A 25867-nucleotide genomic window follows, 5' to 3' on the forward strand; every position below is an offset into this window, starting at 1 on the left:
ATGTCAGAAGACGTACGCACGAAGGCCGAGGCCGCCCTCGCGGAGGTGGAAGAAGTGAATCGCGTGGTGCTGCCCGAGCCGAAAGAAGCCGGGGCGGTGGTTGCCATGGCGGAAGCCGATCCTGCGGTGGGTGCCGAGATCCGGCAGCGGATGGACGAGATCGACATGGCCGACACCAACTCGATCGTGTCTTTCGGGTCGGCCGCGCAGGCGGAATTGCAGGAAATTTCGCAATCCATGCTGCAAGGCGTGCGCAACAAGGACGTGGGCCCGGCGGGCGACAGCCTGCGCGGCATCGTTACGACGATCCGGGGCTTTTCGGTCAGCGAGCTTGACGTGCGGCGCGAGCGATCGTGGTGGGAAAAGCTGATCGGTCGGGCCGCGCCCTTTGCCAAGTTCACCGCGCGTTTCGAGGACGTTCAGAGCCAGATCGACAAGATCACCGATGACCTGCTGAAGCACGAGCATATCCTGCTGAAGGACATCAAGTCGCTCGACCTGCTGTACGAGAAAACGCTGCAGTTCTACGACGAGTTGGCGCTTTACATCGCAGCGGGCGAGGAAAAGCTGAAGGAATTGGACGAGACCGACATCCCGGCCAAGGAGGCCGAGGTAAATGCAGCGCCCGAGGACGACCAGGTGATGAAGGCGCAGGAATTGCGCGACCTGCGCGCCGCGCGCGACGACCTGGAACGCCGGGTGCATGACCTGAAGCTGACGCGGCAGGTGACAATGCAGTCGCTGCCGTCGATCCGGCTGGTGCAGGAGAATGACAAGAGCCTTGTGACCAAGATCAACAGCACCCTGGTCAACACCGTGCCGCTGTGGGAGACGCAGCTGGCGCAGGCGGTCACCATCCAGCGCAGCGCCGAGGCCGCGGCGGCCGTGCACGAGGCCAACGACCTGACGAACGAGCTGTTGACCGCGAACGCCAAGAACCTGCGCGACGCCAACAAGACGATCCGCGAAGAGATGGAGCGGGGCGTCTTCGACATCGAGGCGGTCAAGCAGGCCAATGCCGACCTGATCGGCACGATCGAGGAAAGCCTGCAAATCGCCGACGAAGGAAAGGCGCGCCGGGCCAAGGCCGAGCAGGATCTGCAATCTATGGAAAAGGAACTGCGCGACACGCTGGCCGCGGCCAAGTCGCGCCGCGATGGTGTGGGCGAGAATACCGGAGGCTCGGTGCCGGCATGATCGGTTGGTGGTGGCTTGCGTAACTTGTACAGATATTTTCCCGGCGTCCTTGCGCTGGCCGGTGCACTTGCGCTGGCCGGGTGTGACGATGTCGTGTCCGAGGACCCCCCGACCAATCCCCAGGCGCGGCCGAACGCGATGGTGCGTGCGCCGCAGCCCAGCGGCCCGTCGGAGGCCAGCCAGGACCTTGCACGGTATTACAAGCGGCTTGAGAACGACCTTGTCATCCAGGGGCTGATGCGGCGGGATGGCGGCGGTGTCGACACGCCGTTCACCGACAACGATCTTCTGCGAAATTTCGTTCGGATCGGGTTTTTCGAGGAATACCAGCGCGACAAGGGTTTGCTGCCGTCCCAAAGCGGGCCGGTGGCGATCAAGAAATGGACCGGGCCCGTGCGGATCGGGGTCGAGTTCGGGCGTAATGTGCCTGCCGATGTGAAGGCCAGCGAACGCGCCCGGGTGGCCGCCTATGCCAGCCGTCTTGCGCGGGTCACTGGCCATCCGATCACGGTCAGCAATGCCTCGCCCAACTTCGTCGTGCTTTTCATGAGCAATGATGACAGGGCGCAATCGAGGGCGCGCGCGCTGGAAGTGATCCCGGCGATTGCCAAGTCGAACCTGGCGATCGTCACTAACCTGCCGCGGTCGACCCAGTGTTTCGTGATCTCCGCCGGGGTTCGAAGCGAGAACGATCTTGGCGTTGCATTGGCCTATATCCGGTCGGAGCTGACCGACCTGCAACGGCTGGCATGTATCCACGAGGAAATTGCGCAAGGTCTGGGCCTGACCAATGACAGCCCCCGGGCGCGGCCCTCGATCTTTAACGACGACGAGGAATTCGCGCTGTTGACGACCCATGACGAGATGCTGCTGGAGGCGCTCTACAATCCTGCGCTGAAGCCCGGCATGGGGCTGGAGGAGGCGCGACCCATCCTGCGGCGGCTGTTCGAGAAGGGTGCGTCGTGAGGGGCGTGACGACGAGAGATGTGGCGCCTCCGCCACTTGGGTTTATGATACACGCAGATGTCCGCTTGCCGGACGGGAACTAGCGCACGGAGATTACCATGGGCATTTTCGATTTTCTTTCAGGCGAATTTATCGACGTCATCCATTGGGTCGACGATACCCGCGACACGATGGTCTGGCGGTTCGAGCGGCACGGCCACGAGATCAAGTACGGCGCCAAGCTGACCGTGCGCGAGGGGCAGGCGGCGGTATTCGTGCACGAGGGGCAACTGGCGGATGTGTTCACGCCGGGTCTCTATATGCTCGAGACGAACAACATGCCGATCATGACGACGCTGCAGCACTGGGATCACGGCTTTCAGAGCCCGTTCAAGTCCGAGATCTATTTCGTCAACACGACGCGGTTCACGGATCTCAAGTGGGGCACGAAGAACCCGATCATGCTGCGCGATCCGGAATTCGGGCCGACCCGCATCCGCGCTTTTGGAACCTACAGCACGCGCGTCACGGACCCGGCGAAGTTCCTGACCGAGATCGTGGGCACCGATGGCGAATTCACGATGGACGAGATCAGTTATCAGGTCCGCAACATCATCGTGCAGAGCTTCAGCCGGATCATCGCGGGGTCTGGTATTCCGGTACTCGACATGGCGGCCAACACTGCCGATCTGGGCAAGCTGGTCGCCGCCGAGATTTCCGCCGTGGTGGCGGACTACGGGCTGACCATTCCGGAATTCTATATCGAGAACATCTCACTGCCGCCCGCGGTGGAAGAGGCGCTGGACAAGCGCACGTCCATGGGTCTGGCCGGAAATCTGGGAAAGTTCACCCAGTATTCGGCGGCCGAGGCAATGACGGCGGCGGCCAAGAACCCCGGCGGCGCCGGGGGTGGCATGGGTGCCGGGATCGGGGCCGGTCTGGGCATGGCGATGGCGGGTCAAATGGCCGGGCAGGGTGGCCCTTGGGGGCCAAGCGCTCATCAGCCGTCACCGTCTGCCTCGCCCGCGCCGCCCCCGCCGCCGGTCGAGCATGTCTGGCACATCGCGGAAAACGGCCAGACCCACGGACCCTATTCCAAGGCGGCTTTGGGCCGGATGGCGAGCGACGGCAAGCTGACTCGGGACAGCCATGTCTGGACCGCCGGGCAGGACGGATGGCTGAAAGCCGGTGACGTGCAGGAACTGGCGCAGCTCTTTACCATCCTACCGCCGCCGCCGCCCGGGGCGTGAGGGCGTTCAAGGCACGGCGGCTGACGACGCAGATTCTGCATTGGACGACCGGCGTGCTTTTGTACCTTTTATTGTCAGTCGATGACCGGATCTTCGGCGTGTTAGGCTGGACCTTTGTGGTCTCGGGCGGGGCGCTATGCCTGCTTTGGCTTTGCTTCGGTCTGCTGAACAAGGGGCCGGGCCCGGCGCTGGACGGTGTTTTGCGCACCGCGCATCCGTGGCTGAGCCGGGGCATGTACGTTCTATTGGCTTGGGCCGTGATGGCGCTGGCTGCCGGAGCGGTGGAGCGGCCCTTGCCGGGGCCGGAGGTCCGGACCGCCTTGCTGGTGCTGGGGGCGGCGGCGCTCTTTCACGCGATATTCCATCTTTGGCGTCACACGGCCTTGCGGGACGGCGCGCTGCGCCGCATCATCCCGGCCAAATTCCACAAGTACCTGTAGGCATATGCTCGATTCCCCGACCGTTGAACAACAACACCGCTTTCCCTGTGACCAGTGCGGCGCCGATTTCAGGTTTGATCCGCAGGCGGGCAAGCTGATCTGTGATCATTGCGGCAACGAGGCAGAGATGGAGCAGGCAGGCCCCTGGGCCGCGCCGCTGAAAGAGCTGGATTTCGGCGCGGCTATCAAGGGTGAACTGGACGCGTCGGAGATCGAGGAGACCCGCGTCGTGACCTGTCCCAACTGCGCCGCGCAGGTGGAGTTCGACGCGACGGTACATGCCGCCGAGTGCCCGTTCTGCTCAACACCAGTGGTCACGGACACCGGCACGCATCGGCATATCAAGCCGCGCGGCGTCTTGCCGTTCAGGGTGGATGAGCCGGCGGCGCGGGGCGCCATGACCGAGTGGCTGGGCCGATTGTGGTTCGCACCCAACGGGTTGCAGGACTATGCGCGAAAGGGGCGCAGAATGCAGGGCATCTATGTGCCCTATTGGACCTATGATGCCGACACGAAGTCCAGCTATACCGGCGAGCGCGGCACGGTCTATTACGAGACCAAGACGGTCATGCGCGACGGCAAGCGCGAGCAGGTGCAGGTGGCCAAGGTCCGATGGACGCCTGTGCGGGGCCGGGTGGCGCGGTTCTTCGACGATGTGCTGGTGCTGGCCTCGAAAACCTTGCCGAAACGCTACACCGACGCGCTGGAGCCTTGGGAGTTGGGCGAATTGCAGCCCTACAGCCCGGAGTTCCTGGCCGGGTTTCGCGCGGAGGGATATCAGGTGACGCTGGAGGACGGGTTCGTGCAGGCGCGGCAGATCATGGATGCCCGGATTGCGCGAGACGTTCGGTTCGACATCGGTGGTGATCGGCAGCGCATTCATTCGATCGACACGGCGGTCAGCGATGTGACTTTCAAGCACGTCCTGCTGCCCGTCTGGCTGGCGGCCTACAAGTACAGGGGCGAAACCTATCGCTTTGTCGTCAACGGTCGCAACGGCAAGGTGCAGGGCGAGCGGCCCTATTCGGCGATCAAGATCGCGATTGCCGTGGTGATCGGGGTCATCGTGGCGGCAGCGGTGGGTTACGGCGTGGCGATGAGCCAATGAGTGCGGACGGCGACGCCCTGAAGCGGCTGGTGCAGGCCCGCTATTCGTGCCGTGCCTTCAGGCCCGAGCCGGTGGCGGACGCGGTGATCGAGCGGATCGTCGACACGGCGCGACACACCGCGAGTTGGAACAACACGCAGCCTTGGGAACTCCTGGTGACGCGGGGCGCGGAGACGGAGGCGTTCCGGCAGGCCTTGCTGAGCGAGGTGCAGCCGGGAAAGCCGGGGCCTGATATGGACTGGCCAGAAAGCTATCCCGGCGAACTGGGCAAGCGGCGGCGGACCTGTGGCTATGCGCTTTACAACGCGGTTGGCATCGCGCGGGAGGATCGCGAGGCCCGGGCTCGGCAATCGATGCGGAATTTCGAGATGTTCGACGCGCCGCATGTGGCCATCCTGCATATTCCGCAAGTTTTAGGCCCCTATGGCGCGCTGGATGCGGGCGGGTTCCTGACCGCTTTCATGCTGGCGGCAACGGCGGAAGGGCTGGGAACCATCGCACAGGCGGCGGTCGCGGCCTATCCGGGCGTGATCCGGCGACATTTTGGCCTGCCGGAAGACCATGCCATTCTGTGCGCGATTTCCTTCGGCTATGCCGACGAGACGCAGCCGGTCAACCAGTACCGCACCGAGCGCGAAGACGTCGGTGCGATCCTGACATTCAGGGGCTGAGGCCGGACCTTCAGGCGGCGTCGGCCGTGCTCTTTGCGTCGGCCCACTCCCACGGGCGGGTAAATTCGCCAAGGCAATGCGAGATCGCCGCCTCGTCCGCCTCGCCGGTCTTCGACAGGCGGGCCACGAGGCCGCGTTTCTTGTCGTCGATCACCTCGGTCACCTCGGCGTTGATGCCGGCCTCTGCGAGCGCAGCGTTATAGACCCGGGTGATGGCCCGCTTGCGCAGGTCGGGCTTGAACACCTTGCCGACGGCGGTCTTGGGCAGCTCGTCCAGCACCTCGATATATTTCGGGATGGCGGCGCGTTCGTGGACGTGGATCTTGCAGTGCTCGCGCAGGGCCTCGGCGTCGACGGAGCCGCCGTCGACCAGTTCCACATAGGCGCAGGGCAGTTCGCCTGAATGCGCGTCGGGCTGGCCGATGGCACCGGCGCCCGCGACCTCGGCATGGGCCATAAGCGCCTCTTCGATATCGGCGGGGTCGATATTGTGCCCGCCGCGAATAATCAGGTCCTTGGCGCGGCCGGTGATCCAGAGGTAGCCGTCGCCGTCGATCCGACCGAGGTCGCCAGTGCGCAGGTAGACCTCGTGATGGTATAGGTCCTTGTTCTTGGCGGCTTCGGTATAGGTGTTGCCAGCAAAGACGCCCGGGTTGGCGATGCAGATCTCGCCCACCTCGTCAGGGCCGCATTCGGCGCCGTCGGTCTTGTAGATCTTGACGTCGGTGTAGGGCAGGGGCACGCCGACGCTGCCGACCTTCTTCTCGCCCGTGGGCGGGTTGCACGACACAAGACAGGTCGCCTCGGTCAGGCCGTAGCCCTCGATCACGGTCATGCCGGTGGCGGATTCGAAGCGCTTGAACAGTTCCAGCGGCATGGGGGCCGAGCCGGAGAAGGCGTTCTTCACCTTGGAAATGTCGGCATTCACCTTGCGCTGCATCAGCGCGGCGGTGGCGGTGGGCACGGTGATCACGAAGGTCGTGCCCCAGCGTTCCAGCAGTTTCCAGAAATTGTCGAACACGCCGTCGCCGCGATATCCGGCGGGGGTGGGAAAGACCACATGTGCGCCGGACTTGATCATCGCCATCAGGATGACGTGGCAGGCGAAAACGTGAAACAGCGGCAAAGGGCACATGATGCTGTCCTGCTCGTCAAACAGCAGGCGATGGCCGAGCCAGCCGTTATACACCATCCCGGAATACTTGTGCTGGGCAACCTTGGGCATGCCGGTGGTGCCGCCGGTGTGGAAATAGGCGGCGACGCGGTCGGCCTGTTTGTCCTCGAACGACAGCGTCTTGGGGTGCTTGCGCGCCTCGGCGTTGAAGTTCTTGACGTCGGCGTGATGATTGTCCGGGTTCTTGGGGCGGATCAGTGGGACGATCCAGCTTTTCGGGGGCGTCAGGTAGCTGACAAGGTCGACTTCAAGGACCGTGTGCACACGGGGCGCGTTGCGCACGGCTTCGGCCATTTTCTGGGCCACGTCGGTTTTCGGGAATGACCGCAGGGTCACGACGACGCGGGCGTCGGTTTCGCGCAGGATGGCGCCGAGCTGTTCGGGCTCGAGCAGCGGGTTGATCGGGTTGGCGATGCCCGCGACCATTGCGCCGATCGTGGCGATGGCAGTCTCAAGGCAGTTGGGCATGACGAGCGCGATCACGTCATCCTCGGCAATCTTCAGGCTGCGGAAGAGGTTTGCAGCCTGGCAGACACGCCCATGAAATTCGGACCAGGTTAGCGTCTGTGCCTTGTCGGTGGGCCCCGACAGAAGCTGATAACTGACGGCGGGGCGATCCGGGAAGGCGGCCGCGGTATCGGCCAGCATCTGGTGCACCGTCTTGGGCAGGTCGCGCGCCTCCCACGGCATTTCGTCCTGGATACCGATCACGTCCTGACGTGTGGAAAATGTCATGTTGTCTCCTCCCGCGGCGCGTCGTCATGCGCCCTATTCTCCCGTCAGGGCAGCATGATCACGAATTGCGGGGCGTGCAAGTTTTACGCTGCGTTTTCTTGCCGCTCCCCGGGTCGCCGAAAACGTCTCTTGACTCTTTTAGTCGGAAAATTCATCAATTGCTTACAAATTCACTCGGAAAAAGAAAGGCTTTTTCTTGATGGCTCATCTGACCTCTCGTTCTCTCGTTGCCGCGCTGGCGCTGACCGGTGTGGCTGTGCCTGCCGTCGCGCAGGAGGTGAACGTGTATTCCTCGCGTCACTACGACACCGACGAAGCGCTCTATGAGGCGTTCACCGAGGAAACCGGCATCACCGTGAACCGGATCGAGGCCGATGCGGACGAACTGATCGCGCGGCTGGAAGCGGAAGGCGAGAACAGCCCCGCCGACGTGCTGATCACCGTGGATGCGGGCCGCATGGCCCGGGCCGAGGAGCTGGACCTTCTGGCGGCCTACGAGTCGCAGACCATCGAGGACCGCATCCCCGACCACCTCGAGCACCCCGAGAATCTTTGGTACGGGATCGCGCAGCGCGCGCGGATCATCTATTATGACAAGGAAAAGGTGGAGAACCCGCCGCAGACCTACGAAGAGCTGGCCGATCCCGCGTGGGAAGGCAAGATCTGCATCCGGTCGTCCTCGAACATCTACAACCAGTCGCTGATGGCCTCGATCATCGAAACCCACGGCGAGGAAGCGGCCAAGGAATGGGCGCAGGGCATCGTCAACAACATGGCGCGGGACCCGCAGGGCGGCGACACCGACCAGCTGCGCGGAATTGTTTCGGGCGAGTGTGAAGTGGCGGTCGGCAACCACTATTACTTCGTGCGCGGCTTCGAATCCGACGTCGAGGGCCTGAGCGACGATATCGACAAGATCGGCTGGGTCTGGCCGAACCAGGACGGGCGCGGCACCCACGTCAACCTGTCCACCGCAGCCATGTTGAAGACGGCGCCGAACCCGGACAACGCCGTGAAGCTGATGGAATATTTCACCAGCGACACCGCGCAGACCAACCTTGCGACGGGCAACCACGAATACCCCGCCGTCGAGGACGCGCCCGGCACGGCGACCACCGAGCGCCTGGGTGAATTCAAGGCGGACGAGACCACGCCCACCGCGGCGTTCAGCCGGAATGCGTCCAAGGCGCAGGAACTGTTCAACGCGGTCGGCTGGGACTAAGAAATTCGAGCAGGCATGTCACGCGGCGTCCCCAATCGGGGGCGCCATTTTCGTTTGCTGGAACGTCCACTGAGGTTTCGGAGTATGCTCGGTTAAGAGCCGCGCGTCAGCCCCTTGCGCGGCTGCCCCGTCCGGCCTGATCCGGACGAGGCGTTTTGGTCAGCTCACGTCCTTGTAGCTGACTTCCTTTTCGTCCTCACCGAGTTTTGCACGGCGGGTCAGCAGACGGTTGAGGGCGTTGATGTAGGCCTTGGCACTCGCGACCACGGTGTCGGTGTCGGCGGACTGCCCCGTGGCGATGTTGCCGCCTTCCTCCAGCCGGACGGAGACGGTCGCCTGTGCATCGGTGCCCTCGGTCACGGCGTGGACCTGATAGAGCGACAGGTGCGCGTCATTGGGGTGCAACTCGCGCACGGCCTTGAAGGTGGCGTCGACGGGGCCGTCACCTTGTTGCGTCGCGGATTTCTCCTCGCCGTCGATGGTCATGACCATTTCGGCCTCGGCCTGGCCGCCGGTGCCGCAGACCACGCGCAGGGATTTCAGAACGAGGCGGTCATTCTCGGCATCCTCGCCGGCGGCGACCAGCGCGATCAGGTCCTCGTCGAACACCTCTTTCTTGCGATCGGCCAGTTCCTTGAACCGCACGAAAACGTCGCCAAGCTGGTTCTCGGCCAAGTCGATCCCAAGGTTCTTGAGCTTCGAGCGCAGGGCGGCGCGGCCGGAATGCTTGCCCATGACGATATTGGTTTCGGTCAGGCCAACATCCTCGGGGCGCATGATCTCGAACGTCTCGGCGTTCTTGAGCATGCCGTCCTGGTGGATGCCGGATTCGTGGGCAAAGGCGTTCTTGCCGACGATGGCCTTGTTGGGCTGCACCTGGAAACCCGACACGGTGGCGACCCGGCGCGACAGGTGCATGATCTTGGTGGAGTCGATGCGGGTGTGATAGGGGATGATGTCGTTGCGGACCTTCATCGCCATCACCACTTCTTCCAGCGCGGTGTTGCCGGCGCGTTCACCCAACCCGTTGATCGTGCACTCGATTTGCCGCGCGCCGCCTTCGACGGCGGCCAGCGAGTTGGCCGTGGCCATGCCGAGGTCGTTGTGGCAGTGGGTGGCAAAAACCACGTCGTCGGCGCCGGGCACCTCGGCGATCAGGCGGCGGATGAGGTCGGCACTTTCGACCGGCGCGGTGTAGCCCACGGTATCGGGGATATTGATCGTGGTGGCCCCGGCCTTGATCGCGATCTCGACCACACGGGCAAGGTAATCCCATTCCGTCCGCGTGGCATCCATCGGGGACCACTGCACGTTGTCGCAGAGATTGCGGGCGTGCGTCACCGTTTCGTGGATGCGCTCGGCCATTTCGTCCTTGGTCAGGTTCGGGATGGCGCGGTGCAGGGGCGAGGTGCCGATGAAGGTATGTATGCGCGGCTGGGCGGCGTGCTTTACCGCATCCCAGCAGCGATCGATATCCTTGAGATTGGCGCGCGCGAGCCCGCAGATCACGCTGTCCTTGGAGTTCTTGGCGATCTCGGAAACGGCCCTGAAGTCGCCCTCGGACGCGATGGGGAAGCCCGCCTCGATAATGTCGACGCCCATCTCGTCCAGCAGGCCGGCGATCTCCAACTTTTCGGCATGGGTCATGGTGGCGCCGGGGGATTGTTCGCCGTCGCGCAAGGTGGTGTCGAAGATCACCACGCGGTTATGTTCGGAATTGGTCATGTCATGTCTCGTGTTTTGGTCCTAAGCCTGTGGCGCGAAAGGCTACTCCTCTGAGCGGTCGCGCCGGATCAGGGCACGCTCAGAGGCGGCTTAGGAGCAGACGCGCGGAAAGGCAAGCCGCCGTGGCGGGGCTTGCGGGGCCGGAGATATGGCAGCGCGTAGACATAAGCAGAGCATAAGGACGATGGGTGGCTTTGAAAACCCCCGATCTGGCGACGATTTTCGTCTTGAAGCAGGTCGGTGGCCCGCTAGCTCTTGGCGACATGAAAGAAGCATTGGTGATAGGCGCCTCTGGCGGAATCGGGTCCGCGCTTGTGGCGGCGTTGGAAGAGCGCGAGGTGCGGGTGACCGGGCTGTCACGATCCGGCGACGGTTTGGATGTGACGGATGAGGCGTCGGTCGAGGCGCATCTGGGGGCGCTGGAGGGCGAATTCGACCTTGTTTTCGTGGCCACAGGCGCGTTGGAGTTGGACGGACGCGGGCCCGAGAAGTCATTGAAAGAATTGAGCGCCGAGGCGATGGAGGCGCAGTTTCGGGTGAATTGCGTGGGACCATCCTTGGTGTTGAAGCACGCGGTGCGGCTGCTGCCGCGTGACCGTGAATGCCGGTTTGCCGCCCTGTCGGCGCGGGTGGGGTCGATCGGAGATAACGGTCTTGGCGGGTGGTACAGCTACCGCACGGCCAAGGCGGCGGTGAACCAGATGATCCATGGTGCGGCGATCGAAATGAGCCGCACGCACAGGCAGTCGATCTGCGTGGCGCTGCATCCCGGAACGGTGGAGACGCCGCTGACCGAAAAGTTCGCGGGCGGGCACAAGACGGTTACCCCTCAGGACGCGGCGCAGAACCTTCTGGATGTACTGTCGGCCCTAACGCCCGAGAAGACCGGGCAATTCTTTGATTGGGCAGGGGAGCGGGTGCCGTGGTGAGGCGGCAGATCCTCGTGCTGGGGGACCAGCTGAGCAAGAACCTGTCGGCGCTGCGCGAGGCGGACAAGGCGAGCGACCTCGTGGTGATGGCCGAAGTGGCGGACGAGGCCAGTTACGTGGGCCACCATCCAAAGAAAATCGCGCTGATCTTCTCGGCGATGCGCCATTTTGCGCAGGAATTACAAGAGAGTGGCTGGCAGGTCGCCTATTCGCGGTTGGATGATGCGGATACGTCGAAATCCATCGTCGGCGAGCTGATGCGGCGCGGACAGGAGCATGACACGAGCGAGGTGATCGCGACCCAACCCGGGGAGTGGCGGTTGATCGAGGCGCTGGAGAATGCGCCGCTGACGGTGACGGTGCTGCCGGATGATCGGTTCGTGGCCTCGCTCGATGAGTTCAACACATGGGCCGAGGGGCGCAAGTCGTTGAGGATGGAGTACTTCTATCGCGAGATGCGCCGCAAGACCGGGCTGATGATGGACGGCGATGAACCGGCGGGCGAGAAATGGAATTACGACCACGAGAACCGCAAACCGGCCTCGGGCGACATGCTGCGCTCGAAACCTATGGCGTTTACGCCGGATGACATCACGGACGAGGTTCTGGACCTCGTCGAGAAGAAATTTGGAAACAATTTCGGGGCTTTGCGGCCGTTCACGTCTGCGGTGACGCGTGGCCAGGCGCTGCGGGCGCTGGATCATTTCGCCAAGAACCTTCTGGACTGTTTCGGGGATTACCAGGACGCGATGCTGCAGGACGACCGGTTCCTGCATCACTCGCTGTTATCTCAGTATTTGAACATCGGATTGCTGGATCCTGTGGAAATCTGCACCCGTGTGGAAGAAGAATGGAAAGCCGGGAACGTGCCGATCAATGCTGCCGAGGGCTTTATCCGGCAGATAATAGGCTGGCGGGAATACGTGCGGGGGATCTATTTTCGGGAAGGTCCGGACTATGTCACGCGCAATGCGCTGGGGCACAAGAGGGACTTGCCGTGGATGTATTGGGGGGGTGAAACGCATATGAACTGCGTCGCCCATGCCGTTGATCAGACACGGGAATTGGCCTATGCGCATCACATTCAGAGATTGATGGTGACGGGCAATTTCGCCCTTCTGGCGGGGGTGGATCCGCATCAAGTGCACGAGTGGTACCTGGCGGTTTACCATGATGCCTATGAATGGGTGGAGGCGCCCAACGTGATCGGGATGAGCCAGTTTGCCGATGACGGGATCATCGCGTCGAAGCCGTATGTGAGTTCGGGCAATTACATCGACAAGATGTCGGATTACTGTGGCTCCTGCGCCTATTCGGTGAAGGAAAAGACCGGCGAAAAGGCGTGTCCTTTCAACTTGTTGTATTGGGATTTCCTCGTGCGGCACCGGGAGAAGTTCGCCAGAAACCCGCGGATGGGGCAGATGTATGCCACGTGGGACCGGATGAAGGACGACCGCAAGGAGGCGGTTCTGGACGGGGCGAAACGCATCCTGGACAGGCTGGATGCGGGCGAAATCGTGTAAGGGTGCGACTCGAAGGTTAACGGCGCGGAAATCGGCGGATTCGGAACGTCGGTATTGCGTCGGTATCCGGGTGGTATGGCGACGGTGCGGTTTCTAGCGTTTTGCCGGGTTAACGGGGCGTGCGGAGTCGACGTTTGATTAACCGGGGCGCGCGTGGGTTTTCACCCACCCTACGAGGTCCCGGATCAGGTCCGGGACGGGCGGAGCGCGTGATTAGTTGCTTTCTTCGGTGGTCGCGTCGTCGGTCGTCTCGGCTTCGGCCTCCGTCTCGCCCTCGGCCGCGGTTCCGCTTTCGGCCTCGGTCGAGGTTCCCGCCGTGTCGCCGGTGTCAGATGTCTCCGCGCCGGTCTCTGCGCCGGAGGCCCCGGATGTGTCCTCGGGGACGGCCGGGGTCTCTTCCTCGGTGACCACGGTCGTCTGCTCGGCGAGAGCGCCGTCGGACCATTCGCCGGATGCCTCTTCGCCCGTGGCGTAGCGCATGGTGCCGGTGCCCTGCCGCTTGCCGTTCTCGAACGTGCCCTCATAGACGTCGCCGTTGGTGTAGGTCGCGACCCCTTGGCCCGAGATTTCGCCGTTCTGCCACTGACCGTCATAGACGAAGCCATCGGGCATCGTGATCTTTCCCTGGCCGTGGCGCTGGCCGTCGACGAACTCGCCTTCGTAGACCGTGCCGTCGGCATAGGTGGCCGTGCCTTGCCCGTGCCGCTGTCCATCCTGCCACGCGCCCTCGTAGCGGTAGCCGTCGGGATAGGTCATCACGCCCTGGCCGTGGTTCTTGGCGTTCTGGAATTCGCCCTCGTAGACGAGGCCGTTGGGATAGGTTGCCTTGCCCGTACCGTCGATCACGCCGCCGGACCACTCGCCCTCATACGTGGAGCCGTCGGGGTAGGTGACCTTGCCCTCGCCGTTGGCCAGATCGTCGCGGAACTGGCCTTCGTAGACCGAGCCGTCGGGATAGGTGACGGTGCCCTGGCCCGAGATCTTGCCCGCGACCCAGGACCCTTCGTAGCGGTAGCCGTCGGAGCCGGTGAAGGTGCCCTGTCCGTGGCGGCTGTCATCGGCAAACTCGCCTTCGTAGACATCGCCGTTGTTGTAGACCACGCGCCCCTGACCCTCGCGCCGGCCCGCCACAAGCTCGCCCTCGTAGACGTCGCCATTGGGCTGGGTCAGTTTGCCGGTGCCGTTGATCTGACCCTCGGCCCAGGTGCCTTCGTAGATCAGCCCGTCGGGCATGGTGAGCGTGCCTTCGCCGTCGCGGGCGCCGCGCTTGACCTGGCCTTCGTAGACCGCGCCGTCGGGATAGGTGATCGTCGCCATGCCTTCCTTGACGCCGTTCACCCAGTCGCCGTCGTAGATATAGCCGCCGGGGCTTTCCATTTTGCCCCGGCCGTGATGCTGGGCGTTGCGAAAGCCGCCCTGGTAGCGCACGCCGTTGGCATAGACCGCGACGCCCTCGCCGTTGATCTTGCCGTCCTCCCACGTGCCCTCGTAGGTGCCGCCGTCGGAGAAGGTGATCTTGCCCACGCCCTCGGGCTTGCCCTTGGCGAACTCGCCCTCGTAGACCGATCCGTTGGGAAAGCGCGCGGTGCCGGTGCCGCGGATCTCGCCATCGACCCATTCGCCGGAATATTCATAGCCATTGGGAAGCGTATATGTGCCGGTCCCGTGCTGAAGGCCGTTGCGGAACGTGCCCTCGTAGATGCCGCCGTCGTCATACTGCTTGGTCTGGACTTCGCCATCCTGCGACAGGGCGGGACCGGCCAGCCCAAGCATCGCGGCGAGGACGATAGATGTGACGGTTCTGCTTTGCATGTCGGCCCACTCACCCCGGTTCTGCGACAACCCCCCAATGGGTCCAAGAGAACGTAATTGACCCGGGCAGGGCTGACAACGGCTTTTCCCGGTTTCGGCTTTCCCTCGCGCGTCCATCTGCTAAATCACGGGGGAAGTGGGAATTGCGAGGGTTTCGAGGGCGTATGGCGGATCGGTTTCGCGTGACATTGGCACAGCTGAACGCCACGGTGGGCGACCTTGACGGGAACGCGGACCTGGCGCGCAAGGCCTGGGAGGCCGGGAAGGCCGCCGAGGCCGACCTTGTGGCGCTGCCCGAGATGTTCATCACCGGGTACAACACGCAGGACCTGGTGATGAAGCCGGTGTTTCACCAGGCGGCGATCGCGAAGATCGAGGAGCTGGCGAAGGACTGTGCGGTGGGGCCGGCGCTGGCCATTGGAGGCCCGGCGCTGGAAGGCGCGGAGCTGTACAACGCCTATTACATCCTGAAGGGCGGCAGCATCACCGCCTGCGTGCTGAAGCATCACCTGCCGAACGAGACGGTGTTCGACGAAGTACGGCTTTATGCGTCGGGCGACGTGATGGGGCCATATGCCGTGGGTAATGTGCGCATCGGCTCGCCCATTTGCGAGGACAGCTGGCACGAGGACGTGCCCGAGACGCTGGCCGAGACGGGGGCGGAGTTTCTGCTGGTGCCGAACGGCTCGCCCTATTACCGCGGCAAGCTGGCGCATCGGCACCAGTTGATGGTGTCCCGCGTGGTCGAGACGGGGCTGCCGCTGATCTACCTCAACCTGGTGGGGGCGCAAGACGACCAGGTGTTCGACGGCGGCACCTTTGCGCTGAACCCCGGCGGCAAGCTGGCGGTGCAGATGCCGCTGATGGAAGAGGACATCGCGCATATCGACCTCGTGCGCGGGGACGACGGCTGGCAGATCGAGAAGACCGACCTGGCGCATATCCCCGACACGCTGGAGAGCGATTATCACGCGATGGTGCTGAGCTTGCGCGATTACATGCGCAAGACGGGGTTCGGGAAAGTGCTGCTGGGCCTGTCGGGCGGCGTGGACAGTGCGATCGTCGCGACCATCGCGGTGGATGCGCTGGGGGCCGAGAATGTGCGCTGCGTGATGCTGCCGTCGGAATATACCTCGCAGGCGTCTTTGGACGATGCCAAGGCGTGTGCGAACGCGCTGGGTGCGCGGTATGATTTCGTGCCCATCGCCGAAGGGCGCGCGGCGATCACGAACACGCTGGCGCCCTTGTTCGAGGGCACCGAGCCGGGGATCACGGAGGAAAACATCCAGTCGCGGCTGCGCGGCCTGTTGTTGATGGCGCTGAGCAACAAGTTCGGGGAGATGCTGTTGACCACCGGCAACAAGTCCGAGGTGGCGGTGGGCTATGCCACGATCTATGGCGACATGGCGGGCGGGTACAACCCGATCAAGGATCTGTACAAGACGCGGGTGTTCGAGATCTGCAAGTGGCGGAACGCCAATCACCGCGAGTGGATGATGGGGCCCGAGGGCGAAGTGATCCCGGTCAACATCATCGAGAAGCCGCCCAGTGCGGAGTTGCGCGAGGACCAGAAGGACAGTGACAGCCTGCCGGATTACCCGGTGCTGGACGGTATCTTGCAGATCCTTGTGGACGAGGACGGCTCGATCGAGGATTGCGTCAAGGCGGGGTATGACCGCGCGGACGCGGTGCGGGTGGAGCATCTGATCTACATCAGCGAATACAAGCGCTTCCAGTCCGCCCCCGGCACGCGGTTGTCGAAACACGCGTTCTGGCTGGATCGGCGCTATCCCATCGTGAACCGGTGGCGGGACGGGGGTTAGGCCCGCCGGTTTTGCATGGCCGGGAGGTGTCTGTTACGATCCAGAAATATTATTTTCAGGAGGTTGATATGACACGCTTTTTTACCGCAATTGCCGCGATGATGCTGGCCGTGCCGGCGGGGGCGGCGGAGCTGAACGACGAGTACGAGGCCATAGGGACGATGACCGTCACGCTGGATGGCGAGGTTATGGAACTGGTCATTGCCTATGACATCGAAGACGAGGAAGCCTACGCCGAGCAGAAGATGATCATGGGGTCGTCCCTGTCGGTCAACGCCGTGGGGCAGACGGTCGGCGAGGACGGTTCGCCCGGACGGCCCATGGTGCAGGTGACGCTGCTGGAGCAGGGCGGAGAGATGCGGATGCTGTCGGCGGAGATATACGACGACCAGGGCTATGACGCGCCGTTGGCAATGGGGGCAGACGGCGGTGAAGGAACCTTGACCGCGTTCGAGATGACCGAGGACAACGTGATGACCGCGACGGTCGAGGGGACGTTCCTGCGGCTGACGAACTACATGGACGAGCCGCGCGTGGCCGACGGGGCCGAGCCTGTGGCGGCGACGATCAGTTACGAGGCGGAGCTGGCGCCGCTGGAGTAAGGGCGGCCCGGACTTGGGCCGCGCGCACAGCGTCAGGGTCAGGGGGCCATCGACGTGCGGGGTGGGCTCGAGGCTCTCGGAGTTGAAAGGCAACCACTCTTTATGCCTGGTTGCGCCGCGCGTGCCGCGCATGTGGTTGATGACAGCCGGGTTTCAATCCGGACACACGACATGCTTGCCGTTTGGGTACGGATGAACCGGACACAGGCAGGGTCCGATCCCCTTTGATCGTCGGACGGTTCAACGCTTGGCTCGAGGTGGCCCGACGTCCTCGACAGTAGCAGGTCCTTAAGCCGCCACCGCACTTTTGAAATGACGTGCGGCCCGGTTGTTCTGAGAATCGGTGTTATCGAGGGAAAGGAGACATAACCCCTGTCTGATGCGTCGTCCGAGGAATGGGACGTTCCCGCGCCCGAAGGCGAGGTCAAAACGATCGTTACCAGCTACGAGGTGGCGCAGGACAATATCGAGCGGGAGATCGGTTCGCTCTCCTTCGATATTCACAATCCGGTTTTCCTGGTTTCCTTCCTGACGGTCGTTGCCTTGGTGCTGTTGATCGGTGGCCGGCTTACGGCGTTTCAGGCGACGGTGAACGCCACGGGCATCGTTTTTCCCATCGTTCTGCTGTTCCTGTGCGGGACAGTTTTCAAGGTCTGAGCAGCGCGCCGCGGTCCCGGTGAATTGGCTGGCTGGTTGAAAAATGCCTAGTGAATTCTGCTTATTGTAGAGAAAAGCCGTTTCGGCGGCACCAGATGATGTGCAGGATATCGCCGGTTCCATCCGCGCAGGCGGTGGCGGGACGGCAGACGGAATCGGTGGGTGATTTCACGCCGATAGTTTTTTCGCCTGTTTAGAATCACTTAGTGGTTCTGGTCGGCGGAGCCTGCCGAAAGCCGCCGATTGTCAGGCCGCGGAATTGATTGAAAATTTGCGCTGTTCTAACCCAGATGACAACGCTCCCACGCCCAAATCGGGACTGCTGGAAAGCAGGAGGAGCAGGTGAGGGTGACCCGTGTACGAGGGGTCCATTCGCCGGTTAACCAGTGGTGTTTTCTTGCGAGTCAACCAGTCATTCCGAGTGGGGCCTGCGTGCCCAAAGTTTACCTATCGAAAACGGCAAGCTCTTAACAAGGAAGACAAAAATGGACTTCTCGCAACTGGTCGCCCTTTTCAGTTCCGATCCGCAGGCAACGGTGCGTACCGGGCTCAGGTTCGTTCACTTCATCGGCTTGGCATTGGGCCTGGGTGGTGCGATCCTGCTCGATCTCATGATGTTACGGTTCTTCGTCAGGGGCAGGATCATCAAGGAAACATCAGACATCTTCGAGTTCGCATCAAAGATCGTCAGCGCGGGGCTGTTCGTGCTGTGGATCACGGGCGTCGGGTTCCTGTTCCTATATGCCCTGACGAACCCCGAACTGCTGATGAACCCCAAGGTTCACGCCAAGCTGATGATCGTCACGATCCTGACGGTGAACGGCTTTTTCATCCACACGATCATCCTGCCGGGCGTCAAGCGGCAGATCGGCAAATCCCTGTTCACCGATATCAGTCCGCTGAAGCGGACAGTCTTCGTGACATCCGGGGCCATCTCGGCGGTGTCGTGGTTCCTTCCGGTGGCGCTGGGCGCCTTCCCGCAGCTGAACAACAACGTGCCGGTGATGGTGATCCTGACGGCCTACCTGCTGCTGATCGCCACCGCGGCGGTGCTGATGCACGGCGTGGTCTACATGCTGCACAAATCCGAATCCGAATCCGAGCCGGCGCCGGTCTTCCGTCTGCGTAACCCTGTGCGCAACCCTGTCTGAGCCAAGGAGGCCGGATGAGCCGGGAGGCAGAGGCATACTGCCGGTTGCAAGAAAAACGGGGGCCAATTGGCCCCCGTTTCCCGTCCCCCGTCGACTGGCTTATTTCTGCAGTTCGGTCCAGATCGCGGTGTAGAATTCCTGCGCCTCGGCGGGGCAGGCGGTGGTGAAGCGGCCCGCGGCCTTCAGCTCTTCGGGCACGACGATCTCGGGTGCGGTCTTCATGTCCTCGGGCATGAATTCCTCGGAGCCGTCGATGCCGTTGGCGTAGCGCGCAAAGGCCGACAGCATGGCCGCGTTTTCCGGCTCCATGATGAAATTCAGGAAAAGCTTGGCGTTTTCCACGTTCTGCGCGTCCGACAGGATTGCGGCGCTGTCCATCCAGACCGGGTAGCCCTCTTTGGGGTAGCCATAGGCCACATCTTCGTTGTTGTTGCGGGCGCGGAAGGTCGAGCCGTTCCAGTTGACCGAGGCCATGACGTCGCCGTTCGACAGCTTCTCGGTCATGCCGTAATCCATGCTCATCCACTTGGGCTTGGCCTCGATCAGCACGTCGCGGGCCTTTTTCAGCATTTCCTTGTCGGTGGTGCAGGGCTCGCCGCCGACGTAAAAGAGCGTGAGGTTCATCACGTCCTGCATTTCGGGCACGACGTTGACCTTGCCCACCAGTTCCTCTGGCGGGTCGAGGAAGATGGCGGAGGTGTTGATGTCGCCGTCATAGGCCGATTTGTTCACCGCGACGCCGGTCGTGCCCCATTGCCACGGCACGGAATATTCGCGGTTCGGGTCCCATTCGACGTTCTTCCACTGCTCGGAAATGTTGGCGTAGTTTCCCATCTCGGGGATGCCTGGCTGCATCAAGAGGTCCTTTTCGATATAGACCCCCATGTAGCTGTGGGTGGGCACCACGATGTCGAAGCCGTGGCCGCCGGCCTCGATCTTGGCGAGCGCGGTGGTGTTGCTGTCATAGTCCGTGATCGTGACGTCGATGTCGTATTCCTGTTCGAACTTCTCGATCATCTCGGGGCTGGTGTAGTTGCCCCAGTTGTAGATGTTGAGCGAGCCTTCGGCATGGGCCGCCCCGGCGAGCGCGATGGCCGCCACTGTGCATGTCAGATGTAGTTTCATCGTCTTTCTCCCTGTTGAGGTTTTGCGCGGGTTAGTCCCGCTTGCGGTTCAGTATAAAGAAGGCGGTCAGCAGAAGCACGGTCAGCGCAAGGAGCGCGGTGGAGATCGCGTTGACCTCGGGGGTGATGGCGCGGCGCAGCTGGCCCAGCATGTAGGTGGGCAGGGTGTCCTGCCCGGCGGATTTGACGAACTCGGTGATGATCACGTCATCGAGCGAAATGACGAAGGCCAGCATGGCGCCGGCGGCGATGCCGGGCATCATCAGCGGCAGGGTCACGTGGCGGAAGGTCTGCCAGGGCCGGGCGTAGAGGTCCGAGGCGGCGGTTTCAAGGGCCAGGTCCATGCCTTCGAGCCGGGCGCGGATCGGCAGGTAGGCGAAGGGCACGCAGAAGGCCGAATGCGCGAGGATGAGGTAGGCCAGCCCGGTGTAGCCGGTGGCGACCTTGATCGAGGCGAAGAAGATCAGGAGGGCGACGGCGGTCACGATCTCGGGCACCATCAGGGGCTGGTTGATCATCACGTAAATGAGCGTTTGCCCCTTGAAGCGGCCGCGGCGGGTGGTGCCGAGCGCGGCCATGGTGGCGACGGTGGTGGAGATGAGTGCGGCCGAGACGGCGATCACGAGCGAGCGCACGGTCGCCTCCTGCACCTGGGTGTTGTCCCAGGCCTCGACGTACCAGCGGACGGAGAAGCCGCCCCAGAGCGCCACGGATTCGGAATCGTTGAACGAGTAGATCACCATCGTGACGATCGGCGCGTAGAGCAGCACGAAGGTCGTGAGCGCGATGGCGGTGAAGCCGGGCAGGGTGGTGACGGAGAAGCTCTTGTTCCTAGCCATTGGAGTCATCCCTCGAGGTGACGCGGACATAGGCAAGCAGGGCGACGAGGACGATCATCAGCAGGAGCAGCGAGAGGGCCGCGCCAAGGGGCCAGTTGCGGCCCTGGCCGAACTGAAGCTCGATGAAGTTGCCGACCATCATGTTCTTGCCGCCGCCCAGGATGCGCGGCGTGACGTAGGCGCCCAGCGAGGGCACGAAGACCAGGATCGAGCCCGCGACGATGCCCGGTTTGACGATGGGCAGGATGACCCGGCGCAGCACCTTCATGCGGGTGGCGTAGAGGTCGTAGCCTGCTTCCACGAGGCGGAAATCGAAGCGGTCGATGGCGGCGTAGAGCGGCAACACCATGAGCGGCAGATAGACATAGGCCATGCCGATCAGCACGGCGGTGTCGGTATAGAGGATCTGCAAGGGGTCATCGATGATGCCGAAATTCATCAGGAAGGAATTCAGCAGGCCCTGGTTGCGGACCACTTCCATGATCGCGAAGGTGCGGATCAGCAGGTTTGTCCAGAACGGAATTGTGATCAAAAACAGCCAGAAGCCGCGTTTGTTGGGCGGGCGCGTGGCGATGAACCACGCGGTCGGAAAGCCGATGGCGAAGGCGATGAGCGTGGTCAGCACCGACAGTTTCACCGAGCGCCAGAAGATCGTCAGGTGCGCGTCGGCAAAGGTGACGGTGTCGTCGAAGATGTCCCGCTCGAAGAAGACGCGGAACCACGCCTCGGTCGTGAACTCCCAGACCACGCCGGAATATTCGCCCGGCTCGAGAAAGGCGTAGACCACAACGATCAGCAGCGGCCCGGCGGCGCCCAGGGCCAGCAGGATCAGCGCCGGGATCGAAAGGATCCAGCCGGTGCGTCCGCTGCCATGGGTGGTTCCCGCCATGCTAGTCCTCCAGCACCCGGACCGCGCCGGGGACGAAATCGAAGGCGACGGTCTGGCCTGCGGTCAGGCCGGTGTCGCCAGAGGGCGGGCTTTGCATCCGCGCGACGACCTCGGTGTCGTCGGACATGCGCAGGTGGCAATGGGTGTCGGTGCCGAAATAGACGGTTTCGGCCACGCGGCCCCGAAGCGCGCCGTCGCCGATGCGGACCTGTTCGGGACGCACGGCAAGGCTGACGTGGGCGCCTTGAGAGGCGGCGTCGAGGTTGTCCACGGCGATCACGTCGCCGGTGGGCAGGCGCACGCCGCCCGTCTCGACCGTGCCGGTCAGGACGTTGGTTTCACCGATGAAATCGGCGACGAAGCGATTGACGGGCTTGTTGTAGATCTCACGCGGGCCGCCGATTTGGAGGATCACGCCGTCGCGCATGACGCCGATGCGGTCGGACATTGTCAGCGCCTCTTCCTGGTCGTGGGTGACGAAGACGAAGGTGATGCCGGTCTCGGTTTGCAGGCGCTTGAGTTCCAGCTGCATTTCCTTGCGCAGCTTGAGGTCGAGCGCGGAAAGCGGCTCGTCCAGCAAGAGCACCTCGGGCGCGGGGGCAAGGGCGCGGGCCAGTGCCACGCGCTGTTGCTGGCCGCCGGAGAGTTGCTGGGGTTTGCGGTCTGCGAAGGCCTCCAGCTTGACCAGGGCCAGCATCTCGGCCACGCGGGCGTCGACCTGTGCCTTGGGCGTGCCCTGCATGGTCAGGCCGAAGCCGATATTGTCGGCAACGCTGAGATGCGGGAAGAGTGCGTAGCTTTGGAAGACCGTGTTCACGGGACGGTCGTAGGGGGCCATCGTGCTGATGTCCCGCGCGCCCAGCAGGATCATCCCGGATGTGGGCGATTCGAACCCGGCGATCAGGCGCAGAAGGGTGGTCTTGCCACAGCCCGAGGGGCCCAGAAGCGTGAAGAATTCGCCCTTGTTGATCACAAGGGAAACATCGTTGAGGGCGCGGACCTTCTTGTCGCCGGCACCGTATTCCTTGCGGGCCGATCGGGCCTCGACCGCGGCTTCGGTCATGCGTTGTCCCCCATGTTCATGACCTTAGTGTTTCCCGACAAGGCCACGACATTCAAGTATTTTCAGGTGTCGATACCGGGCAATGCCGGAATTTGATCAAACCATGGGCGGGCGCGTTCCAGATCGGCGCAGAGAGACATGAGCGCGGTGTCGGCCCCGAACCGGGCGGCGAGGTGGATGCCGATGGGCAGGCCGTCGGCGCCGCGGCAGAGCGGCAGGGAGACGGCGGGCTGGCCGGTGGCGTTGAAGGCCGCGGTATAGGGGGAGTAGGCGAAGATGCCATCCTCGCCCATGCGGTAGGCCACGTAATCCTCGGTGTCGTGGGCGAAGCGGCCGATGGCGGCCGGTGGCTCGGCCATGGTGGGGGTCAGCAGGATGTCGTGATCCTCGAAGAACGCGGCCATCTGGCGGCCATAGGCGTGCACGGTCTCCACGGCATCGAGGTAATCGGTGCCGCTGACGGTCTTGGCGTAGTCCACGGCGCCGCGGGCGACGCCTTCGAGATCGCCCAGGCGCAGGTCGCGGCCCCGTTTGGCCAGCGCCCGCCGCACCCAGGAGGCCGTGCCGCAGGCGACGATCTTGGTCCAGGCGTGCATCATGCCTGTCGTGTCGGCGGTGGGGCGGGCCGGGGTCACGTGGTGGCCCATCTCCTGCAGCAGGGCGGCGGCGTCCTGCACGGCGGCCTGGCAGTCGGGGTGGATGGCGTCGCCGGTGAGGGTGGTGTCGCAAAGGGCGATACGCAGGGGGCCGTTGGGCCGGTCGAGCGACTCGATGAAGGTGCAGGGCATCGGGGGCGCGACGTAGGGCGCGCCGAGGTCGGGGCCGCAGACGATATCGAGCAAGAGCGCCGTGTCGCGGACCGAGCGGGTGAGAAAGCCCTCGATCGCCATTCCCGCCCAGCCTTCCCCGGCATAGGGCCCGTCGGGGACCATGGCGCGGGTGGGCTTGAACCCGACGAGGCCGCAATTGGACGCCGGGATGCGGATCGAGCCGCCGCCGTCGCTGCCATGCGCGCCGGGGACGATGCCTGCCGCCACCGCCGCGCCCGAGCCGCCGGACGAGCCGCCGGGGGTGCGGGAGCTGTCCCAGGGGTTGCGGGTGGGGCCGCCATAGACCGCCGCCTCGGTCGCCGCGCCCACGCCGCCCTCGGGCGCGGCAGTGCGGCCGAAAGTAACGAGGCCCGACGATTCCAGCCGGTCGTAGATGGTGGAATTCATCTTGTAGCTGGTGTTGGCCAGAAGGCGGGAGCCGAGCGAGGCGGGATGCTGGGTGGATTCCGCGCCCATGTCCTTGAGCAGGAAAGGCACGCCGGTGAGCGGGCCCTTGGGCAGGCCGTCGGCGATCATCTGGCGGGCGGTGTCGGAATAGTCGTGCACCACGGCGTTGAGCGCGGGGTTCACGGCGTGCATCCGGGCAAGGGCGGTGTCGAGGAGGTCGTCTGGCGTGACCTCGCCCTTGGCGACGAGGCCGGCGAGGGAGGTCATGTCGTGGGAGCGGTAATCTTGCATGGGGTCAGAATGCACGGGGCGTGCGGGGGTGCAAGGGGATGTTGTGGGAGAGGTAGAGGTCCCGGGTCAGGCCCGGGACGGGGTTTGCTATTCCCACCAGCGGTCGATGCTGGCGATGTCGTCGTCGGACCAGCCGAAATGGTGGGCGAACTCGTGGACCGTCACATGGGCCACCAGATCGGCCAGGTCCACGTCGCCACGGTCGCGCCATTCCGCCAGGATGGGTTCGCGGAACAGCCAGACGATATCGGGGCCGGTGGGCTGGTCGAAAACCGACTTTTCCGTCATCGGGATGCCGTCATAGAGCCCCGTCAGCTCGGCTGGGTCGGTCATGTCGAGGCTGTCGAGCATCTCGTGATCCGGCCAGTCGGCGACGTGGATGGCGACGGCCCGCGCGGCCTCGGCAAAGGCCTGCGGAAAGCCCGCCACGGTGCGGCGGGCCACATCTTCCATCCAGTCGAGAGAGGTGTCGGGCGCGGGCATGGTCAGGATTTATGCTGCGCGCCCGAGAGGCGCAAGCGATCAGAGCCGCAGCTGGTAGGAGCTGGGCACGTAGGCGTAGCCGCTGTCCGATTTCTCGACGAAGCCGGTGGCGGGCCAGGGCATGTGATAGCCGACGAAGGGCATCTTCTCGGTGGCCAGCATGTCGAGGATCGTCTTGCGGGTCTGGGCGGCGGCGGATTTGTCCATGTCGAACTTCACCTCCCAGTCGGGATGGGCGAGGGACCAGACGTAATGATTGGCGAAATCGGCGGCGATCATCAGGCTTTCGCCTTCGCTTTCGATCAGGTGGACCATGTGGCCGGGCGTGTGGCCGAAGGCGGCCATGGCGGTATGGCCGGAAAAGCCCGCGTCGCCGTCGCCGATCATGCTGAACTGCTCGGCCAGCGGGCGGACCTTGGCCTCGAAGTTCTCGTCGCCGGCGGCGGCCCAGTGGTCGAACTCGGCCGATCCGGTGACGTAGGCGGCATTGGCGAAGGTGGGCGTGTCGCCGTTCATCAGCCCGCCGATATGGTCGCCGTGCATGTGGGTGATGACGACCGTGTCGATCATGTCGGTGCTGTAGCCCGCGGCCTCGAGCGCCGCGGTGGTGCCCTCGGCATTCAGGCCGGTGTCGAAGAGTACCAGCTCGGACCCGGTGTTGACCACGGTGGGGGTGAAGAAGAACTGCGCCTGATCGGTCGGAATCATCGCGGCTTCGGAGACGGCGTTGAACTCTTCTTCCTCGACATTCAGGCCGAAGATCGTGTGCGGATCGGGGCGGGTGGCCTCGCCTGCCAGCAGGGTCGTCACCTCGAACGCGCCCAGTTTGAACCGGCGGAAGGGGGGCGTGGCGGCGCCGAGCATGGGCGCGGTCGCCCAGGCGGGCAGGGCGGGCGCGGCGGAGAGGGCGGTGGCCGAGGCGATAAAGCCGCGGCGGGAAAGGCGGGTGGACATGTGAAACCTCCTGTTGTTGTCGCGCGAGAGGATAGGGCGCTGC

The 25867-nt window shown here is 63.7% G+C and carries 23 protein-coding genes; 13 read left to right on the forward strand and 10 right to left on the reverse strand.

All coding sequences use genetic code 11. The annotated features are described in order from the left end of the window. The 6 genes from C2I35_RS06545 to C2I35_RS06570 all read left to right on the forward strand — a co-directional run bounded on the left by C2I35_RS06545 (position 1) and on the right by C2I35_RS06570 (position 5611). Positions 1–1197: a toxic anion resistance protein gene (locus C2I35_RS06545; protein ID WP_103762218.1), complete on the forward strand. Its 1197-nt coding sequence runs from the start codon at positions 1–3 to the stop codon at positions 1195–1197. A 24-nt stretch (positions 1198–1221) separates the two neighbouring features. Then, positions 1222–2163, forward strand: coding sequence for a DUF2927 domain-containing protein (locus C2I35_RS06550; protein WP_245890422.1), 942 nt, complete (start codon positions 1222–1224; stop codon positions 2161–2163). Positions 2164–2261: 98 nt separating this feature from the next. Continuing rightward, on the forward strand, positions 2262–3392 hold the full coding sequence (locus C2I35_RS06555) for an SPFH domain-containing protein (RefSeq protein ID WP_103762219.1): 1131 nt from the start codon (positions 2262–2264) through the stop codon (positions 3390–3392). A 53-nt stretch (positions 3393–3445) separates the two neighbouring features. Continuing rightward, positions 3446–3832, forward strand: coding sequence for a hypothetical protein (locus C2I35_RS06560; protein ID WP_245890423.1), 387 nt, complete (start codon positions 3446–3448; stop codon positions 3830–3832). 4 nt (positions 3833–3836) lie between these two features. Further along, entirely contained in the window at positions 3837–4940 is a 1104-nt protein-coding gene (locus C2I35_RS06565; RefSeq protein ID WP_103762221.1) for a TFIIB-type zinc finger domain-containing protein, read from the forward strand. Next, positions 4937–5611 (forward strand): nitroreductase, encoded by a 675-nt coding sequence (locus C2I35_RS06570; protein WP_103762222.1) that lies wholly within the window; start codon positions 4937–4939, stop codon positions 5609–5611. The genes C2I35_RS06565 and C2I35_RS06570 overlap by 4 nt, the downstream gene beginning before the upstream one ends. A 10-nt stretch (positions 5612–5621) precedes the next feature. Here C2I35_RS06570 and C2I35_RS06575 read toward each other — a convergent pair whose 3' ends face one another. Continuing rightward, positions 5622–7520, reverse strand: coding sequence for an acyl-CoA synthetase (locus C2I35_RS06575; protein WP_103762223.1), 1899 nt, complete (start codon positions 7518–7520; stop codon positions 5622–5624). 199 nt (positions 7521–7719) lie between these two features. Here C2I35_RS06575 and C2I35_RS06580 point away from each other — a divergent pair, with 199 nt between their 5' ends. Then, positions 7720–8742, forward strand: a complete 1023-nt coding sequence (locus C2I35_RS06580) for a Fe(3+) ABC transporter substrate-binding protein (protein WP_103762224.1) — start codon at positions 7720–7722, stop codon at positions 8740–8742. A 159-nt stretch (positions 8743–8901) separates the two neighbouring features. Here the strand turns inward: C2I35_RS06580 and C2I35_RS06585 are convergent, their stop codons facing one another. Then, positions 8902–10467: a 2-isopropylmalate synthase gene (locus tag C2I35_RS06585; RefSeq protein ID WP_103762225.1), complete on the reverse strand. Its 1566-nt coding sequence runs from the start codon at positions 10465–10467 to the stop codon at positions 8902–8904. A 263-nt stretch (positions 10468–10730) separates the two neighbouring features. On the opposite strand from C2I35_RS06585, the gene C2I35_RS06590 reads away from it, so the two are divergent. Both C2I35_RS06590 and C2I35_RS06595 read left to right on the forward strand, forming a co-directional pair. After that, positions 10731–11396, forward strand: a complete 666-nt coding sequence (locus tag C2I35_RS06590) for an SDR family NAD(P)-dependent oxidoreductase (protein WP_103762226.1) — start codon at positions 10731–10733, stop codon at positions 11394–11396. Beyond that, the gene (locus tag C2I35_RS06595; RefSeq protein WP_103762227.1) at positions 11390–12919 is read left to right on the forward strand and encodes a cryptochrome/photolyase family protein; all 1530 of its coding nucleotides are present in this window, start codon (positions 11390–11392) and stop codon (positions 12917–12919) included. The genes C2I35_RS06590 and C2I35_RS06595 overlap by 7 nt, the downstream gene beginning before the upstream one ends. A gap of 213 nt (positions 12920–13132) precedes the next feature. On the opposite strand, the gene C2I35_RS06600 is transcribed toward C2I35_RS06595, so the two are convergent. After that, entirely contained in the window at positions 13133–14731 is a 1599-nt protein-coding gene (locus C2I35_RS06600) for an MORN repeat-containing protein (protein ID WP_103762228.1), read from the reverse strand. Between the two features lie 164 nt (positions 14732–14895). Between C2I35_RS06600 and C2I35_RS06605 the strand changes: the two genes are divergently transcribed. From C2I35_RS06605 to C2I35_RS06620, 4 genes are all read left to right on the forward strand, one after another. Further along, the gene (locus C2I35_RS06605) at positions 14896–16554 is read left to right on the forward strand and encodes an NAD+ synthase (protein ID WP_103762229.1); all 1659 of its coding nucleotides are present in this window, start codon (positions 14896–14898) and stop codon (positions 16552–16554) included. A 68-nt stretch (positions 16555–16622) separates the two neighbouring features. After that, on the forward strand, positions 16623–17156 hold the full coding sequence (locus C2I35_RS06610) for a hypothetical protein (protein ID WP_146049977.1): 534 nt from the start codon (positions 16623–16625) through the stop codon (positions 17154–17156). 450 nt (positions 17157–17606) lie between these two features. Further along, entirely contained in the window at positions 17607–17813 is a 207-nt protein-coding gene (locus C2I35_RS06615) for a hypothetical protein (RefSeq protein WP_103762231.1), read from the forward strand. 485 nt (positions 17814–18298) lie between these two features. After that, a complete protein-coding gene (locus C2I35_RS06620) occupies positions 18299–18964 on the forward strand; it encodes a hypothetical protein (protein WP_211286115.1) in 666 nt (221 codons plus the stop codon). 99 nt (positions 18965–19063) lie between these two features. Here the strand turns inward: C2I35_RS06620 and C2I35_RS06625 are convergent, their stop codons facing one another. From C2I35_RS06625 to C2I35_RS06655, 7 genes are all read right to left on the reverse strand, one after another. After that, positions 19064–20089 carry an extracellular solute-binding protein gene (locus tag C2I35_RS06625; RefSeq protein WP_103762232.1) on the reverse strand — a complete coding sequence of 342 codons (1026 nt, stop codon included), beginning with the start codon at positions 20087–20089 and terminating at the stop codon, positions 19064–19066. A gap of 31 nt (positions 20090–20120) precedes the next feature. Then, the gene (locus C2I35_RS06630; protein WP_103762233.1) at positions 20121–20927 is read right to left on the reverse strand and encodes an ABC transporter permease; all 807 of its coding nucleotides are present in this window, start codon (positions 20925–20927) and stop codon (positions 20121–20123) included. Further along, on the reverse strand, positions 20920–21816 hold the full coding sequence (locus C2I35_RS06635; protein ID WP_103762234.1) for an ABC transporter permease: 897 nt from the start codon (positions 21814–21816) through the stop codon (positions 20920–20922). The genes C2I35_RS06630 and C2I35_RS06635 overlap by 8 nt, the downstream gene beginning before the upstream one ends. Before the next feature lies 1 nt (position 21817). Further along, the gene (locus tag C2I35_RS06640; protein WP_103762235.1) at positions 21818–22879 is read right to left on the reverse strand and encodes an ABC transporter ATP-binding protein; all 1062 of its coding nucleotides are present in this window, start codon (positions 22877–22879) and stop codon (positions 21818–21820) included. Between the two features lie 62 nt (positions 22880–22941). After that, entirely contained in the window at positions 22942–24387 is a 1446-nt protein-coding gene (locus C2I35_RS06645; RefSeq protein ID WP_103762236.1) for an amidase, read from the reverse strand. Between the two features lie 87 nt (positions 24388–24474). Beyond that, entirely contained in the window at positions 24475–24870 is a 396-nt protein-coding gene (locus C2I35_RS06650) for a metallopeptidase family protein (protein ID WP_103762237.1), read from the reverse strand. A gap of 39 nt (positions 24871–24909) precedes the next feature. After that, positions 24910–25824: an MBL fold metallo-hydrolase gene (locus C2I35_RS06655; protein WP_103762238.1), complete on the reverse strand. Its 915-nt coding sequence runs from the start codon at positions 25822–25824 to the stop codon at positions 24910–24912. Positions 25825–25867 lie beyond the last annotated feature (43 nt).

It is taken from the genome of Roseovarius confluentis, assembly GCF_002917925.1.
In the GTDB taxonomy this organism is placed as follows: domain Bacteria; phylum Pseudomonadota; class Alphaproteobacteria; order Rhodobacterales; family Rhodobacteraceae; genus Roseovarius; species Roseovarius confluentis.

What these genes read in the sequence shown, in the direction of transcription:
- C2I35_RS06545 (WP_103762218.1), top strand. Translation starts at nt 1, where the DNA reads ATGTCAGAAGACGTACGCACGAAGGCCGAGGCCGCCCTCGCGGAGGTG.
- C2I35_RS06555 (WP_103762219.1), top strand. Translation starts at nt 2,262, where the DNA reads ATGGGCATTTTCGATTTTCTTTCAGGCGAATTTATCGACGTCATCCAT.
- C2I35_RS06565 (WP_103762221.1), top strand. Translation starts at nt 3,837, where the DNA reads ATGCTCGATTCCCCGACCGTTGAACAACAACACCGCTTTCCCTGTGAC.
- C2I35_RS06570 (WP_103762222.1), top strand. Translation starts at nt 4,937, where the DNA reads ATGAGTGCGGACGGCGACGCCCTGAAGCGGCTGGTGCAGGCCCGCTAT.
- C2I35_RS06575 (WP_103762223.1), bottom strand. Translation starts at nt 7,520, where the DNA reads ATGACATTTTCCACACGTCAGGACGTGATCGGTATCCAGGACGAAATG.
- C2I35_RS06580 (WP_103762224.1), top strand. Translation starts at nt 7,720, where the DNA reads ATGGCTCATCTGACCTCTCGTTCTCTCGTTGCCGCGCTGGCGCTGACC.
- C2I35_RS06585 (WP_103762225.1), bottom strand. Translation starts at nt 10,467, where the DNA reads ATGACCAATTCCGAACATAACCGCGTGGTGATCTTCGACACCACCTTG.
- C2I35_RS06590 (WP_103762226.1), top strand. Translation starts at nt 10,731, where the DNA reads ATGAAAGAAGCATTGGTGATAGGCGCCTCTGGCGGAATCGGGTCCGCG.
- C2I35_RS06600 (WP_103762228.1), bottom strand. Translation starts at nt 14,731, where the DNA reads ATGCAAAGCAGAACCGTCACATCTATCGTCCTCGCCGCGATGCTTGGG.
- C2I35_RS06605 (WP_103762229.1), top strand. Translation starts at nt 14,896, where the DNA reads ATGGCGGATCGGTTTCGCGTGACATTGGCACAGCTGAACGCCACGGTG.
- C2I35_RS06610 (WP_146049977.1), top strand. Translation starts at nt 16,623, where the DNA reads ATGACACGCTTTTTTACCGCAATTGCCGCGATGATGCTGGCCGTGCCG.
- C2I35_RS06620 (WP_211286115.1), top strand. Translation starts at nt 18,299, where the DNA reads ATGGACTTCTCGCAACTGGTCGCCCTTTTCAGTTCCGATCCGCAGGCA.
- C2I35_RS06625 (WP_103762232.1), bottom strand. Translation starts at nt 20,089, where the DNA reads ATGAAACTACATCTGACATGCACAGTGGCGGCCATCGCGCTCGCCGGG.
- C2I35_RS06630 (WP_103762233.1), bottom strand. Translation starts at nt 20,927, where the DNA reads ATGGCTAGGAACAAGAGCTTCTCCGTCACCACCCTGCCCGGCTTCACC.
- C2I35_RS06635 (WP_103762234.1), bottom strand. Translation starts at nt 21,816, where the DNA reads ATGGCGGGAACCACCCATGGCAGCGGACGCACCGGCTGGATCCTTTCG.
- C2I35_RS06640 (WP_103762235.1), bottom strand. Translation starts at nt 22,879, where the DNA reads ATGACCGAAGCCGCGGTCGAGGCCCGATCGGCCCGCAAGGAATACGGT.
- C2I35_RS06645 (WP_103762236.1), bottom strand. Translation starts at nt 24,387, where the DNA reads ATGCAAGATTACCGCTCCCACGACATGACCTCCCTCGCCGGCCTCGTC.
- C2I35_RS06650 (WP_103762237.1), bottom strand. Translation starts at nt 24,870, where the DNA reads ATGCCCGCGCCCGACACCTCTCTCGACTGGATGGAAGATGTGGCCCGC.
- C2I35_RS06655 (WP_103762238.1), bottom strand. Translation starts at nt 25,824, where the DNA reads ATGTCCACCCGCCTTTCCCGCCGCGGCTTTATCGCCTCGGCCACCGCC.